The 16185-nt window shown below is 43.3% G+C and carries 11 protein-coding genes; 3 read left to right on the top strand and 8 right to left on the bottom strand.

Going from position 1 to position 16185, the window contains the following annotated elements:
- Window positions 1–1095 carry a carboxypeptidase-like regulatory domain-containing protein gene (locus FPZ42_RS14915; RefSeq protein ID WP_146272503.1) on the bottom strand — a complete coding sequence of 365 codons (1095 nt, stop codon included), beginning with the start codon at window positions 1093–1095 and terminating at the stop codon, window positions 1–3.
- Window positions 1096–1263: 168 nt separating this feature from the next.
- Here FPZ42_RS14915 and FPZ42_RS14910 point away from each other — a divergent pair, with 168 nt between their 5' ends.
- Window positions 1264–1668: a hypothetical protein gene (locus FPZ42_RS14910; protein ID WP_146272502.1), complete on the top strand. Its 405-nt coding sequence runs from the start codon at window positions 1264–1266 to the stop codon at window positions 1666–1668.
- Between the two features lie 69 nt (window positions 1669–1737).
- Here FPZ42_RS14910 and FPZ42_RS14905 read toward each other — a convergent pair whose 3' ends face one another.
- The 4 genes from FPZ42_RS14905 to FPZ42_RS14890 form a co-directional block, all read right to left on the bottom strand.
- The gene (locus FPZ42_RS14905) at window positions 1738–2550 is read right to left on the bottom strand and encodes an enoyl-ACP reductase FabI (RefSeq protein ID WP_146272500.1); all 813 of its coding nucleotides are present in this window, start codon (window positions 2548–2550) and stop codon (window positions 1738–1740) included.
- Window positions 2551–2696: 146 nt separating this feature from the next.
- Window positions 2697–4349 carry a DNA repair protein RecN gene (recN, locus tag FPZ42_RS14900; RefSeq protein WP_146272498.1) on the bottom strand — a complete coding sequence of 551 codons (1653 nt, stop codon included), beginning with the start codon at window positions 4347–4349 and terminating at the stop codon, window positions 2697–2699.
- 116 nt (window positions 4350–4465) lie between these two features.
- Window positions 4466–6523 carry a M56 family metallopeptidase gene (locus tag FPZ42_RS14895; RefSeq protein ID WP_146272496.1) on the bottom strand — a complete coding sequence of 686 codons (2058 nt, stop codon included), beginning with the start codon at window positions 6521–6523 and terminating at the stop codon, window positions 4466–4468.
- A gap of 113 nt (window positions 6524–6636) precedes the next feature.
- Window positions 6637–7011 (bottom strand): BlaI/MecI/CopY family transcriptional regulator, encoded by a 375-nt coding sequence (locus FPZ42_RS14890; protein WP_146272494.1) that lies wholly within the window; start codon window positions 7009–7011, stop codon window positions 6637–6639.
- A gap of 383 nt (window positions 7012–7394) precedes the next feature.
- Here FPZ42_RS14890 and FPZ42_RS14885 point away from each other — a divergent pair, with 383 nt between their 5' ends.
- Entirely contained in the window at window positions 7395–8165 is a 771-nt protein-coding gene (locus FPZ42_RS14885) for an MBL fold metallo-hydrolase (protein ID WP_146272492.1), read from the top strand.
- Here the strand turns inward: FPZ42_RS14885 and FPZ42_RS14880 are convergent.
- Window positions 8159–8578, bottom strand: coding sequence for a response regulator (locus FPZ42_RS14880; protein WP_146272490.1), 420 nt, complete (start codon window positions 8576–8578; stop codon window positions 8159–8161). The two genes, FPZ42_RS14885 and FPZ42_RS14880, sit on opposite strands and share 7 nt — an antisense overlap.
- 242 nt (window positions 8579–8820) lie before the next feature.
- The gene (gcvP, locus tag FPZ42_RS14875) at window positions 8821–11730 is read right to left on the bottom strand and encodes an aminomethyl-transferring glycine dehydrogenase (RefSeq protein WP_146272488.1); all 2910 of its coding nucleotides are present in this window, start codon (window positions 11728–11730) and stop codon (window positions 8821–8823) included.
- Between the two features lie 110 nt (window positions 11731–11840).
- Here gcvP and FPZ42_RS14870 point away from each other — a divergent pair, with 110 nt between their 5' ends.
- Window positions 11841–15305 (top strand): gliding motility-associated C-terminal domain-containing protein, encoded by a 3465-nt coding sequence (locus FPZ42_RS14870; protein ID WP_146272486.1) that lies wholly within the window; start codon window positions 11841–11843, stop codon window positions 15303–15305.
- Here the strand turns inward: FPZ42_RS14870 and FPZ42_RS14865 are convergent.
- A complete protein-coding gene (locus FPZ42_RS14865) occupies window positions 15302–16018 on the bottom strand; it encodes a pyridoxine 5'-phosphate synthase (protein WP_146272484.1) in 717 nt (238 codons plus the stop codon). The genes FPZ42_RS14870 and FPZ42_RS14865 overlap by 4 nt on opposite strands.
- Between the last annotated feature and the right edge of the window lie 167 nt (window positions 16019–16185).

Raw genomic sequence — 16185 nt, 5'->3', positions numbered from 1 at the left:
TCAAGGTTTGTAATCCACCGGTAGCATTTCTGCAACGCGGGCCGTTCCCCAATATCCTTCAAAAGTCACCGTGGCAGGGTTCTCAATTATGCCGTTGTAATCAAACAAAGGGTAATCATCACCAAATGATGCAATACTTGTTTGATAATTTGGCATATCAAGCGCTTTATAAACGCCATTTGAAATATCCTTACGCTTAGCATACATTACATAAAGGCAATTATCAAATTTAATGGCAAAGGTTCCTTTTCTATCTGTTAAGCTGGTATAATCATTTGCTTTTAGAGGGGCGTTAACTAAAGTTTGTAAGTATCTGTCAACAAGCGACCCCGGCCTATACGCAGGATTTGGTTTTCTGATCAAACGCATCGCAATAAAACCGTTCTCGGCTACGGTATTGCTAATTACCGAACGAAGAAAATGCATGGTAGATCCTTCGTAAGCATCCTTGCGGGCCCTCATCCACTTACGCTGCTGACGTTCGCTGCCATTTGAAAGTTCATACAATGCAGATCCCTCAAAATACAACCATCCTTTGCTATTGTCTTTTACAAACTTAGTCAGCAGATATTTCATTTTGTAACCGAGCGCTTTATTTTCTATTTCAATAAAATCAGACGAGGATGCAGAAAGTGTTCTCGTTTTCTTGTCATAAGCAAGATCTATCACATCCGGATTCTTGATCTTGCATTGCTTTGCTATGGCCGATTCGCCTAAAAATTCCTTTTTAAAAATAGCGTAATACATTTCCCAATCTTTATTAGGCATTACAATAACCTCTTTGAGTAAGAGGGTTTTCGAGATCAGCTTTACCCCGGGCAGGTCAATATCCTTATTTTCTACAATTATGTTTTGATGGTATTGCTCGAACCCTACTATAGTGACTACCAACTCGTACTTACCGGGTGGTACGCGTTTTAACTTAAACCGGCCGTCAGCATCAGATCTATCACCTATTGTAGCATTACTCAAAAAAACGCTGGCTGAGGGCAAAGGCTTGTTTGAAATTGCATCGCTTATCGCCCCGCTGATATTGATCTGACCGAAGCAGCATGCCGGAACTAACGCCATTAAAAACAAAAACCGTTTGAACATAAAACTAATTTAAACTAAATATTTAGTTAATTAAACCTTTTTAGAAAAAATTATTCATACGGTGATAAAACAAAATCGCAAATCAAACCATTATAGAATTTATAGTGGCAATTAAAACAATTAACACTTACAAAAACCGTTTTCTTAACGGATTAACAACAAACATTTATGAAAAAACTACTATCTATTATTTGCGTAGCTATTCTGACAGTTACGGCATCATCATGTAAAAAAGAAACCGTGGTATCTAATAACACGCTTACCCGTGTTTTTGACCTAAAATCAACCGATTGGAAACAAACTTCAGACGGTGTTAGCTGGTATGCTAATTTAAATATTCCTGAGCTTGACAATCAAATACATCTTAAAGGCGGTGTTTTGGTAAGCATATCTGTAGATGGAGAGAGCACTTACGAGCAAATTCCTGAAACTTTTGGTGGGGTAGCATATAGCTACAGTCATCAGCCGGGTCAGTTACAACTGTTAGCACAAGCTTATGACGGTGCAAACCCTCCTATCAGCAATCCTGGCGCTATGACAGTTAAAGTCGTGTTGATCGACTCAAACGATTAAGTCAATATCTATAAAAAGGAAAGCCCTTGCCAAATGGCAAGGGCTTTCCTTTTTATATGGGAGTTCTAATTATTTTTCCATTTGTTCTATTACAGCCTGTGTAACCCCGGTGAAGGAGAAACCGCCATCATGGAACAAATTCTGCATGGTAACCATGCGGGTTAAGTCGCTGAATAAAGTTACGCAGTAATCAGCACATTGGTTTGCATCAGCATTACCAAGCGGGCTCATTTTCTCAGCATAATTAATAAAGCCATCAAAACCCTTTACGCCGCTACCTGCGGTAGTACGGGTTGGTGATTGCGACACGGTATTGATACGCACGTGCTTTTTAACACCATACTGGTAACCAAAATTGCGGGCGATGCTTTCCAGGTAAGCTTTATTATCGGCCATATCATTATAATCAGGGAATACGCGCTGGGCTGCTATGTAAGTGAGCGCCAGTACAGATCCCCACTCGTTGATGGCATCCATTTTCATGGCTGTTTGCAGCACACGGTGAAAGCTTAATGCTGATATATCAAGGCCTTTGTGGGTAAACTCATAGTTGTTTTCAGCGTAAGGCAAACCCTTGCGTACGTTTACGCTCATGCCTATAGAGTGCAGGATAAAATCTACACCGCCACCAAAATGTTCTAAAGATTTAGTGAACAGGTTGTTTATATCTTCGGTGCTGGTAACATCAGCAGGGATAACCGGCGCATTGCATTCTTCCGCAAGTTTATTTAATTCGCCCATGCGTAAAGCCAGCGGAGAGTTTGTTAACACTATTTCCGCGCCTTCTTCGTGGCAGCGTTGTGCTACTTTCCAGGCGATCGACTGCTCGTTAAGCGCGCCAAATATGATACCCTTTTTACCCTTTAATAAATTATAAGCCATCTATTTTAAGTTTGGTTTGAAGCTGTAAAGTTATAAAATTAGTTTGCAGTTTAATACTTGTCATGCTGAACGCAGTGAAGCATTCTTTCGCAGATATACATGCATACAATAGATTCTTCTCGATCGCTCAGAATGACAAGAAAGCATTACTGCGTCAGCAACTCCCTCGCATTCTGCAACGCGCTTTCGCCCGGGTTGTCACCGCTTAGCATTTTGGCTATTTCGGTTATGCGCTCTTCATTGTTGAGTTTCTTAAGTCGGGTTTGGGTCACATCAGAACTATTATCTTTATACACAAAGTAGTGGCTGCTACCCTTGCCTGCTATTTGCGGCAGGTGGGTGATAGTGATCACCTGCAGGTTTTGCGACAGGCGCTCCATCACCAAACCAACTTTGTTGGCTACTTCGCCGCTAACGCCTGTATCTATTTCATCAAAGATGATGGTAGGCAATGCCGTGTATTCTGCAATGATGGATTTGATGCTCAGCATTAAGCGGCTTAATTCACCGCCCGATGCTACCTTACTCATATCTGCAAGCGCATGGCCCTTGTTGGCAGAGAACATAAAGCGAATAGAATCAATACCGTTCGGACTGAGTTCAACTGCAGATTGTTCTATATGTAATGCCGAGTTCCCCATACCCATTTCGGCAAGGGTAGCCAATACTTTATCCTGTATAACCGGGATCGCAATTCTGCGGTTGGCAGATAGCGTTTCCGCTAATTGTTGCAGCTCCTGGTTAGCAGCATCTATTTGTTGTTGGAGTTTTTCTACGGCCTCGTCGCCAAACACGGCTTGCTGGATCTTGTCAAAAAGGTCGTTTTGGATATTCAAAAGCTCCTGGTTGGTGCTTACGCGATGTTTCTTTTGCAGATTGTAAATCAAACTCAAACGCGTGTTTACCTCTTCGGCGCGGGCCTCATCAGTAAAGGTTTTCTGCTCTATAATTTCAATCTCGGCAGCAATGTCTTTGAGTTCTATAAGCGCACTTTTCAGTCGTTCATTCAAAGCCTCTACCTCAGTGTTGTATCTTTCGATGCCCCCAAGCTGTTGGCTCGACTCGCGTAATTGAATAATGGCAGATGTTTCTCCCTCATGCATCAGGTAATGCGCGCTAAGCAGGTTACGTTTAATCTCCTCCGCGTTGTTCAGGGTAGCCAGTTCTTTTTCAAGGCCTTCCTGCTCATCGGCGGCAAGTCCGGCTTTCTCCAGTTCATCAAACTGAAACTGGTAGTAATCAAGGTCGGCTTTGGCTTTATCATTATCCTCTATCAGTTGCTGTAATTGGCTTAACGATTTTTTATAGGCACGGTATTTTTTTCGATAATCGCCCAACACGCTCTCATGACCGGCAACACCATCAACAACCAATAATTGAAAATCAGGATCGTTGATCTCACGCGTTGCATGTTGCGAGTGAATATCTATCAGCTTTTCGCCAAGCTGTTTTAGGGTATTAAGGTTAACAGGAGTATCGTTCACAAAAGCACGGGATTTGCCATCGGCAGAGATCTCTCGACGCAATACCGTTTCGCTCTCGTGATCGAGGTCATTATCCTCAAAAAAATCTGACAAATGAAAACCTTCTATTTTGAACGCACCCTCTATCACACATTTTTTTTGCTGATTGAAGAAATAACGGCTCTCCGCTCGCTGACCCAATATCAGCGACAATGCACCCAGTATAATGGATTTGCCCGCACCGGTCTCACCCGTTAAAATGTTCAAACCCTTATCAAAATTGATCTCCAGGTTATCTATCAGCGCGTAGTTTTGAATGGTTAGCCTTTGAAGCATAAAAAAAGTATCCCCTTTTATGAGGATACTAAATTACTAATTTTATTGGGATTAGTTGGTGAATGGTGATCAGTAACCGGTAAAGCTTTAATCTCGGATTGACCAATCTCTAATCACTAATTCTGCTCTACAGGTTCAGGTTGCTCCTGGGCCTCTGGTTGCTCTTTGGATTCAGGAGCTTCCTTAACTTCTTCCTTCAGGTCGCGGTCTGTCCAGCCATAATCAGGGTGCGCTGCACGGTACTCTGCAAGTTTCTTTTTAAACGCCGGTGTGGCCATGTAATCACGCATTTTCTTGGATGCCGCTTGCAGGGCTTGCTGCTCTTCACGCATTTGCGGGTTGGTTTGGTAAGCGCGCATTTGCTCGCTCAATCTTTGCATTTTAGCTTGTACGGCTTTCATATCCTTGCTGGCAAAAGTCTTACGCATGTTTTCGCCGGCATCGCGCAAAGCATTTTGCTGTCTAATCAGGTCGGGATTGCCCGAGATATCACGCATCTGCGTACCCAGATCCTTCATCTGCTTATTCAAGCCCTTAACATCGGCAGGGATGTTTTGATCTAATTCCTGCTGATATTTACGGTAATTAGGGTCTTCGCGGTCGCTAAAATTATGTGATGCTTCCGGGTCAATGTTGTATTTTTTGGCTATGCGGGCGTTAAGTTCTTTAAACTCTTTTGAGTTGTAATATTTACCCATTTTGTCGCCCATCTCGCCCATTTGCTTGCCCAGCTTTTCCATATCCTTACCTTTTACCGCCCATGATTTCTCATAATCTGCAGCGGCAAGTTCCTGGGCTTTGGTAGCTTGTTTAATGGCATCGCTCTCATAATAAGCACTCATCTCCTTGCCCATCTTTTCCATTTCGGCGGTTGTGCTTTTAAAATCTGCGTTCTCATAAAATTTACCAATAGCATTGCCATGTTTCTCTACTTCTTTGCTAAGCCTGTCGAGCTCTGCATCTTTAAAGCCATTATAGCGCACCCCGTCAATGTAAGTATCGTTCCTATATTTTAAAGTGCCGGGGGCTTTTGCTTTAGCAGATTTGTCGGCGCGTCCGGCTTTAGCAGGCTTAGTAGCCGCCCCTACTTTTGTTGGTACTGTATCAGCTGTGATGATGCTTTTTATTGCAGGCATAATAGCCTTAACAGACATTTTTCCCTGTGCGATCTCTGGTTTTAAAAGTGCGAAACTGCAAACACTTAAGGTTAATATAAGTATGGCAACCAGTGTTGGCCTAATGCTTGGAATTTGTTTTTTAGTTTTCATGATACGTTCAATTCGGTTTAACAAATGGTACTTTTTACCTGTTACCGCCAGCGCTAACTGTAACTGGTTTTGGCGGCTTTGTTCAAGCTTAAACAAAGCTTTTGCGTATATAACCGGCGTAGCGGTTGCGTTTACTACCATGTCGTCACATGCGTTCTCGCGTTCTTCGCCAATTATTTTGTTGATCAACAATACACAGGGATTAAAGAACAACAACGTGGTGATAACTTGCTGCAGCAGGTTTACCAGGTAGTCGTTACGTTTAATGTGTGCAAGCTCGTGTAAAAGGATAGCCTCAATCTCGTCGGCTTCCAGGTATGTAGAAAGTGTTACGGGCAGCATTATCACCGGTTTTAAGTAGCCTGCAATGCAGGGCACATCAACCAATGCGCTAAAGCCAACCTTTACTTTTTTGGTAATTTCAAATTTTGCCGCAAATTTGCTTATCTGCGATTGCAGCTGTACGCCCAGGCTCATGCTGCGTTTGACGGCTTTAATACGACGGTGCGCAAACACCACTTTAAATATATTTAGCAACAGGCCCACAACATAAACAGCTGTGATGTAGGGCATATAATCCTGGATGTTGTAATAGTAACGTAGCGTATCCTCATTTACATTTCTAAAAGATTTAGGCAGTTCCTTCAGCAAAGGCATATTAGCCAGCGTTGTAGGCTTATTGAGCCAATTATACGCCTGCACCTCGTTGATGAGGGTAACAGCAAACCACATACTTATAGCAAACAAAGCAGCTACTGACACTAAATATTTTTCAGCCGGGTTAAGCCTTGTGTTAAACACCATTATGGTAAGTTTTAACAGGAAATACACTAATAAGCCCTGCCATAGCGAATGCACTATGCTGATGCCTAAAACCTGACTGATGTTATAAAGTATGTTTTGCATTATCTTAAATTCTATAATCTAAATTCTAATGAGGAAATTCTAAACTCTAAATCCTAAAATCTAAACTTCAAATCCTTCCTTACACTAATCTCCAATCTCCGTTTAACTAATCTCTACTTCTCCCCCTCAAACCCATCGAGGAAGTTCTTGATAGCATCTATCTCGTCTTTTGAGGCCCGGTGCTGGCCAAGCGCTTGTATCACCAGGTCGGCAGTGGAACCTTTGAAGACGGTTGACAGGATCTTGTCCAGTGCGCCTTGTTGTGCCTGTTCGCGTGAAATCAGCGCTTTATACAAATGCGTTTTAGATGTCGTGTCGCGCTCAACCAAGCCTTTATCGTGCATAATTTGCATTAGCTTAAGTGTGGTGGTGTAGCCAACCTCCTTGTTTGCTGCCAGTTCATTATGTACATCGCGCACACTGCACTGCCCTCTTCTCCAAATGATCTGCAATATCTCAAGTTCGCTTTCTGTCGGTTTCAAATCCATCTCAATCCTATTTACGAAATTCTTCGTACAAATATGTACGATAGTTTTCGTACATCCAAATTATTTGTGAAAAAAATTTTATGAGATTGTGATAATGAATGAACAAACGCTTTTACATTAACTCCCCCCGACATTGCTGGCGCTCGTTGTTAAAATCTTATTTCCCTTTACCCTCTTTGCTGCTTGCAGTAGAGAGGGTGGTCCAGCGCAGCGTATACCGGGTGAGTCAAAATATACCGCAGGCAATTACTGTGGTTTATCTTTTTAAGGCATCTATTAAACAGACGCATCAAAATGCATTACGTTACACTTAATTGTCATTTAAGCCGCGCAGACCTAACTCCTTAGCCGTTGAAACGTATATTTGCACAAAGAAATATCCTATGAAACTTTTAGCACTGAGTGAAGGCTCTTATTCGGTTGATAGTACGAAAAAATTTATCCCCTTTAACCCGGAGATAGATAACCGCAAGGACAGGCCGGGCTCTTTGTTTATCCATGTGAACCCATTTCTGATAAAAACACAAGACGACCTGATCATCTTAGACGCCGGTTTGGGCTACAAAGATACCCGCGACGAACTGATATTACACCAAAACATACGCAACGCCGGTTATGAACCTGAGGATGTAACGCTTGTATTAATGTCGCATTTGCATTATGATCACTCCGGCGGTTTGGTGGTTGAGCGCAATGGTAAACTTGAAGTTAGTTTCCCGCAAGCACGCCACGTGATACAAAAACAAGAATTTGAGTTTGGACTAAGCGGTAAATCAAGCTCATACCACAAGGAAATATTTGAGGCACTGCAACAACAAGCCACTATTGATTTTGTAGACGGCAATGGCGAATACAAACCCGGCATACGCTATGAGCTATCCGCCGGGCACAGCAAATTTCACCAGGTTTTCTGGATGGAATTTGATGGCAAAAAAGTATTCTTTGGCGGAGATGAACTACCGGAGCCCGAGCAGCTGCTTAGAAAGTTTGTGGCTAAATATGATTATGATGGCCAGCGGTCTGCCGACCTGCGTATAGAATATGGAAAAAAAGCGGCGGCAGATGGGGATATCTGTTTATTTTATCATGCCCGCACTTTCCCAATTGGCACTGTTAATTACAACGGTGAGCAATTTACAGTAATGCCTTATTGAACGGCTACACCAAAAAGCTCCTTTATTTTCTCAACGTTCAATGGTTTAGAAACAAAATCCTTCACAAGCGGATATGAGCGTGCCTTGTTGATATCGTTACTGAATACCGAAGAAGAAATGATGTAGATCTTGCTTTTGCCCAGCGGATCTATATTTAAACGCTTGTACTCATCCAGAAATTCCCAGCCGTTCATTATCGGCATATTTATATCCAGCAGGATATAATCGGGCATATCCGCAGGATTCTTATGTTGTATCTCCAGCAACTGATCTATCGCAAATTTACCGTTAAGGCAGGCCATAATACTGGTATTGGTCAAAGCTTTCTTTATCAATTTAATAGAGATAAAGTTGTTTATTTCATCATCATCAACCAATAAAACACTCACGGTCCGGTCGTTATTAGGGCTCATATCTTTGTTATACGTAACTATCTTAAAAAGGTTCTACTCCAAATGGTTGTAAAGTTAAAAAAATTTCATTCTTAAACATACGGCAAAATTTACTTCATTGGAACAGGTGTTCTACCCTTTATCTTAAGAAATACGGCTTTTAAAGTTATATACTTCACTAAAACCGAAAAAGCCTCCGCAAATGGGAGGCTTTTATGTATCGATCATCTGCAAATTTTATAAAGCAAACTTGCGGAAGTTCATCACGTTCCGTATTCCGGTGTAGTTACTTCGCTTTCTTCAAATTCGTAGTCAGTAAGCGGCGGGCATGAGCAGATTAGCGTACGATCGCCGTAAGTATCGTTCACCCTGCCAACTGAAGGCCAGAATTTAAACTGTGCCACGTAAGGAAGCGGGTAAGCTGCTTTTTGGCGCGTGTATGGATGTTCCCACTCGTTGCCGGTAATTACTGCGGCAGTGTGAGGTGCATTTTTAAGCGGATTATCTGTTTTGTCTGATAGACCTTTTTCTACATCGTCAATTTCATGACGGATAGAAATCATGGCATCACAGAAACGGTCAAGCTCATGCTTAGGCTCAGATTCGGTTGGCTCAACCATTACCGTACCCGCAACCGGGAACGATACCGTTGGCGCGTGGAAGCCATAATCCATCAAGCGTTTTGCAATATCTGTAACCTCGATACCGAACGACTTAAATGAGCGGCAATCAAGGATCATCTCGTGCGCACAACGGCCGTTAGCGCCTGTGTAAAGCACAGGGTAGTGGTGTTGCAAACGTGTTTTAATATAATTAGCGTTTAGGATAGCGTAGCGGGTAGCATTGGTTAATCCGTCGCCGCCCATCATCGCTATGTAGGCATGAGAGATCAACAGGATAGATGCTGAACCCCATGGCGCAGCCGATACCGCGTGGATAGCTTTACCGTTATCAATATCAACAACCGCATGGCCAGGCAGGTACGGAACCAGGTGTTTTGCCACACCAATAGGACCCATACCGGGGCCACCGCCACCGTGTGGTATACAGAAGGTTTTGTGCAGATTAAGGTGGCAAACATCAGCACCAATAGTGGCTGGGCTGGTTAAGCCTACCTGTGCATTCATGTTAGCGCCATCCATATAAACCTGGCCGCCATGCTGGTGAATGACCTCGCATATTTCAATGATCGACTCCTCAAATACACCATGTGTGGATGGGTAGGTAACCATTAAGCACGATAGATCATTGGTGTGCTGTTCAGCTTTAGCCTTTAGGTCGGCAACATCAATGTTACCGTTATCATCACATTTAACAACCACTATCTTCATGCCTGCCATTGCCGCAGAAGCCGGGTTAGTACCGTGTGCCGATGCAGGGATCAAAGCCACATTACGGTGACCTTCGCCCCTATCCATATGGTAAGCTCGGATAACCATTAAGCCAGCGTACTCGCCTTGCGCACCTGCGTTTGGCTGCAAGCTCATAGATGCAAACCCGGTGATCTCGCTCAGCCATTTGTTAAGCTCATCAAACACCTGCATGTAGCCGCCTACCTGGTCGGTTGGTGCAAAGGGGTGCATTTTGCTGAACTCTGCCCAGGTAACAGGTACCATCTCGGTGGTTGCGTTGAGCTTCATGGTACATGAGCCCAAAGCGATCATAGAGTGGCAAAGCGACAGATCTTTTGCTTCTAATGATTTGATGTAACGCAGCATCTCATGCTCTGAGTGGTGCGTGTTAAACAATGCATGTGTTAAGTAATCAGAAGTACGTTGCAGTTCTGACGGGATAACACCTTCTATATTTTGTTTGTGTGAATCAAAATTAGCATCGTGCAGGGTTTTGCCTTTTACTTTGGCAAAGAAACGTACGATGGTCTCGATATCACTAACTGAAGTAGTCTCATCCAAAGAAATGGTTACAACCGAACCATTATAATGAAGATTTGCCTCGTTATTTAAAGCCTCTGAATGTACAGGGCCAACTAACTCGCCCAGATCAAATTTAAGGGTATCAAAGTAAGCTTTGTTTTGCTGTTCATAACCCAATTCGGCCAGTGATTTAGCCAACAGTACAGATAAACCGTGAATACGCTCTGCAATTAGTTTCAAACCTTGCGAGCCATGGTACACAGCATACATACCGGCCATGATGGCCAATAGCGCCTGTGCCGTACAAATGTTTGAAGTAGCTTTATCACGGCGGATGTGCTGCTCACGGGTTTGCAAAGCCATACGCAAAGCGTAGTTACCTGCGCTATCTATGGTTACTCCAATGATACGGCCCGGAATAGAGCGTTTGTATTCTTCTTTAGTAGCGAAGAAGGCAGCGTGCGGGCCACCAAAGCCCATCGGCACGCCAAAGCGTTGTGATGTACCTACTACGATATCGGCACCCCACTCGCCCGGAGGCGTTAATAGCACCAGGCTCATCAGGTCGGCAACTACGGTAAGTTTGATGTTCTTCTCGTGCAACGCCGAAGCAAAATCTTTATAGTTATAAACCTCACCGTTACCAGCCGGATATTGAACGATAGCACCAAACATCTCTTCGGTAAGTTCAACATTACGGTGGTCGCCTACCTGTATTTTGATACCGTAAGGCTCGCTGCGGGTTTTAAGGATATCAATAGTTTGCGGGAACAATTCCTCGCTTACAAAAAACACGTTGGCTTTTTGGTTTTTGCGAAGGCTGTACTGCATAAACATGGCCTCAGCAGCTGCAGTACCTTCATCAAGTAACGAAGCATTGGCAATTTCCATCCCGGTAAGGTCAATAACCATGGTTTGGAAATTTAACAAAGCCTGTAAACGGCCCTGCGCTATTTCTGCCTGGTAAGGCGTGTATTGGGTATACCATCCGGGGTTTTCAAGAATGTTGCGCTGGATAACACCCGGCACAATTACATCATAATAACCCTGGCCGATGTACGATTTAAATACCTTGTTTTTTGAAGCTGTTTGTTTCAGCGTATTCAGGTAATCAAACTCACTTTTTGCAGCAGGTAAATTCAGCGGATTTTTAAGCCTTATCTGCGCCGGAACGGTCTGATCGATCAGCTCGTCGAGCGAGTTAACACCAATGGTTTTTAACATTTTTTCGGTGTCGCCCTGGTTAGGTGCGATGTGCCTTTCCTGGAATTTTTCCTGGTAATTTATGTTCAACTTCATTGAAAAAGGTATGCCTTTAAAATTTACCGCAAAGGTAGGATTTTACCGCCTCAATAACAATGAAGTATTATCATAGTGACAATGTAGTTACATGAATAATCCTTAACTTTATGCACCTGAATTTTATGTACGCGCGGATATTTATTTTATTTCTCTGTATAATCACCTTTTCAACTGTAGCTCGCGCAGATACTTTCACTGTTACCAGCAATGCCGATAGCGGCCCAGGCACCCTGCGTGAAGCTTTAACCCTTGCCGCTGCTAACGGCAGCACGGTTAAGGATTATATTTATTTTAACCTGCCGGATTTAACCGAAGGCGGCAGGACGATCACTGTAAATACGCAACTACCGCAGATTTCTTCAAACGTTGAAATAGATGGCACTACGCAACCGGGCCCAAAGATCGGCCTTAGTGATTCAAAAATTACGCTAAGAAGTTTACGAAGCCAAACCGCTCTTACCGTTTTGACGGCTGACGGCGCTAATAACATTTCAATTTACGGGGTATTTTTTTCGGATAGCACCAACCCATGTCTTTCAGACCCGGATGGTGCGGTAAAAACAGGTATCAGTATAAAAAATTGTTCATACTTCACCTTTGGCGAAGCCGGTCGAGGGAATATAGTGAACGGTTATAAATATACCGCGATAGGTATAGAATCATCCAACCATATTGTTCTTGCGGGCAACATTTTCGGGGTATTGCCTTATAGCTACGAGTCGGTTTGTTCCGGCGGTATATCGATCAAAAAATCAAACTTTGTAGATGTTGGTAAAACCGGACAGGGAAATATATTCTTTTCGGGGATAGGGATAGAGTTTGATAATACCAACAGCAGCCAATACGTCGTAAATGTAATAGATAATAATTTTGCGGTGATGGCGGATGGCAAAACGACTCTTCATTCGGGAGATGGTACCTATCTGCAATTGATTGGCAGTCCGGCCAACCCTTCATCACCTTTCCCCAATGCCCTTATCAACATACAAGGTAACTTGATCTCGCACTTTGGCCAGTTTGGGGGTATTGTATTTACCCATATCGGCGGGAAAATCCTGATAAAACATAACTGGTTTGGTACCGATCGTACCGCTACGCAACCCTTAAACATGCGAAGAGCGCACCCCGGAGATGGGTATGCTTTGTATTTTAATGACGTTGCAGCAGATATTACAGTTGGAGATATTGACCCTGCCATGGCAAATAAGATCAGCTATGCTTATGATGGCATACTCGCCAGCAATGTTCAAAATCTTTTATTGTTACGCAATTCTTTTAAATGTATAGGTTATAAGGATTATCTTAGTTATGACCCAACTTTACCTAAAATAGTAGTCACGAAGGCCACATCTCAATTTATTAGCGGCAAAACGGAGCCTATGTCTTTGGTTGACGTTTTTACCAGCGACGATTGTGTTAACTGTTCTCCGCAAACCTACATAGGTTCAACAAACGCTGATGCCGCCGGAAACTGGACATACACCTTTAGCCAGCCATATGCTCAAAGTATTATTGCCAATGCCCATATAGGTAAAAGATCTACAAATTTCACCAAGCCGGAAATTGATGTATCTCATATCAATATAACTTACTTTGATTGCGGGGTAAGCGGCAAGATATCAGGTATAGTTGTAAACAATACACAGGACCTGAAATGGGTTGACCAGCAGGGAAATGTTGTATCTACAAATTTAATTCTCGAGGGCGTGCCGCCGGGTAGATACAAATTAATAGTTGGTAAATACTGCACGGTTGAATCTGAATTTTTAACAATTGGCGATTCAAGGCCACAGATCATTGACTGGTCTAAAAATTTGATTAATCCATCTTGCGGCAGCGGTGGGGCAATAAAAGGCATATTTGCTTATACTATAGACTCAAAGCCAATTACATACCGATGGGTAGATCAGAATTTAGTTATAGTTGGCAACACTGCGGACCTAAGCGGTGTTGGCCCAGGCAAATACACCATGATAGCAACGACGCCGTCGGGATGCGAAAGCCAATATGGCCCTGTAATTATTGTTAATGCTGACGCTCCGGTAATTAACACAACCAACAAGCAAATTCAAAAAGCCACCTGCGATAATTATAATGGCGCCATTACCGGCATAACCGCCACCGGGAACGGTACTTTAACCTATAAATGGACCAATGAACAGGACCAACTTGTTGGCGGCGATTTAGATTTGATGGGAGTTGGCCCCGGTAAATATAAACTCACGGTTACCAGTGGTGCCTGCTCGCCGGTAGCAACAGACTTTATAGAAATAAGCAGCATAAATGGTGTAAGCTTAAACACCACTAATGTAATCGTGCGCTCGCAAACGGCCTGCGCGATGGGGCAGATAACCGGCCTTTCATCGCCGGATGCTACCTCTTTTACCTGGCGCAGAAAAAACAGTACGGATATCCTGAGTTCATCTGCCAACCTCTTAAATGTGCCGGCCGGAGAATATGAGTTAACCATCGCTAACGCGGCGTGTACAAAAGCTATCCCGTTTAGTATCGCCTATTTACCGCCGGTAAATTTTTCGGCTTTTCCGTATACGTCTATTAAATCCTGCCAAGCATTCGGAACCGGTTCTATTGTTTTAAACACGTCTAACGCGGCCTCACAACCCATAGCTTACCGTTGGGTTAATCAACTTGGCCAAAACGTTGGGTTTGATAAAAAGGTAACAAACCTGCCGGCCGGAAGGTATAAACTTTTTGCTACTGATTACACCGGTTGCGAAACCAGCAGCCCAATTCAAGAAGTTATTATTGACCCTATCCCTGCAATGGATGTTATATTTGGGGCCAAACATGATATTTATTGCGGAGTGGGTAAAGGAAGTATAGACGCGCCAGTTGTTAGCGGAGGGCGGGGCAGCTATATTTATATATGGAAGGATGCAAGTGGAAATGCAATTGCCCCCCAAACAAAAAGTTCGCTTACAGATTTGGCTCCCGGTTATTACAGCCTCGAAGTGCTTGATAAAGATCCGCTCAATGCTGCCGAGATTGCGTGCAACTCTTCAGGTGTTTTCACCTATCGTATTGAAGAATCTAATGCACAGGTACCGGCACCGGTGATAAATGACAAAGAAATTAATTACAAAGGCAATACTATTTTAGCGGTGGAAAACCCATACACTACTGCTATATACAGGTTATACGATTCTGACACTGCCGCCACACCAATAGATGAGCAACAAGGGGGTAAGTTTTCGGTGAATGTATCAGAAACGCGTAGCTATTGGGTAGGTTTAACTTATGGCAGCTGCGAAAGTGCACGTACGAAAGTCACAATAAAGCTACTAAAATCCACAGGTTTATTACCAAATGCATTTACCCCAAATGGGGATGGAATAAATGATACATGGATGCTGGCAAATATGGATATCAACATTATTAATACCGTAAAAGTGTTTAATAGAAATGGCCAAGCGGTATTTGAGTCACGCGGTTACACGATACCATTTGACGGAAACTACAACGGCAAGCAGTTAGCTGCAGGCGTTTACTATTACATTATCGACCTTAAAAAGGGCAAGCCATTGTCAGGGCATGTAACTATTATACGTTAAACCAGCTGGCGCAGGTACATTTGTATAGTGTTCTCTAAGCCATAATACAACGCATCGCTGATGAGCGCGTGGCCTATACTCACCTCGTCCAGCGCCGGTATATTATCTGAGAAATATTTCAGGTTCTCCAGATCAAGGTCGTGGCCGGCATTGATGCCTAAGCCTGCTTTTTGGGCAGCTTCTGCAGCTTTAACGTACGGGGCAATCGCCTGTTCTTTGTTCTGTGCATAACCATGCGCATATGCCTCGGTATATAACTCTATGCGGTCGGTACCTGTAGTAGCGGCTGCTTCAACCATCTCTACTATGGGATCAACAAAGATTGACACACGTATGCTTTCTTTTTTAAATACCGAAATGATCTCTTTCAGATAATCCTGGTTTTTGATAGTATCCCAGCCGTGGTTTGATGTGATCTGGCCTAAGGCATCGGGTACAAGGGTAACCTGCTCAGGCTTAACGGCAAGCACCAGGTCAACAAACTTTTGTTCCTGGCAGTTGCCTTCTATGTTAAATTCGGTAGTGACGATCTTTTTCAGTTCGTAAACGTCATTGTAGCGTATGTGGCGCTCGTCGGGGCGGGGGTGTACGGTGATGCCTTGGGCGCCAAAGCCTTCACAATCTTTTGCAACCTGTATCAGATCGGGGTTGTTACCGCCGCGGGAGTTACGTAATGTTGCTATTTTATTGATGTTTACTGAGAGGCGTGTCATGTGTTAGTTTTATGTTAGTAGATGCCGGACAAATATCATTATTACTTTATTAACAATAAAACTATTGAATAGATTGTGTTACCGACGGGTGTTCACGTTCACGCCATGAACGCCGTGAACACTTGTGAACGCTGACAAAAAAATGTCAGCATGCTAATTCAAACAAA

This window comes from Mucilaginibacter achroorhodeus, from assembly GCF_007846095.1.
Lineage (GTDB): Bacteria > Bacteroidota > Bacteroidia > Sphingobacteriales > Sphingobacteriaceae > Mucilaginibacter > Mucilaginibacter achroorhodeus.
This window is presented reverse-complemented; position numbering and strand designations above follow the sequence as displayed.